The organism is Haloferax profundi (assembly GCF_001469865.1).
In the GTDB taxonomy this organism is placed as follows: Archaea; Halobacteriota; Halobacteria; order Halobacteriales; family Haloferacaceae; genus Haloferax; species Haloferax profundi.
The window spans coordinates 1-262 of record NZ_LOPV01000363.1; the positions used below are offsets into that span (position 1 = coordinate 1).

The window sequence follows — 262 nt, forward strand, 5'->3', positions numbered from 1 at the left end:
TTACCCATCCAAGTTTGACGCTAAGTGGTTCGTACGCCCGAGTTCCAAGACGCTTAATTCCGTAGTCTTCACCTGCTTCGAGGATGATCTCTTTGATCTCCTCACCATATTCGTACGGGCCTTGAAGCTCGTACCCAACTTCACCGGCCATTCCGTGGCGGAGCGAACGAATCTCGTGGCCGCCGATGGTGACCTTTCCAAAGTTGAAGAATGGGACGTCGGGAATTTCGTCTTCGACGACCTCTTTCATCACGTCGTGCGC

At 53.1% G+C, this 262-nt stretch carries 1 pseudogene; it reads right to left on the reverse strand.

Annotated features, from left to right (window positions below):
* A pseudogene (locus AUR66_RS13155) lies at window positions 1–250 on the reverse strand (aminomethyl transferase family protein); the annotation flags it as partial.
* Window positions 251–262 lie beyond the last annotated feature (12 nt).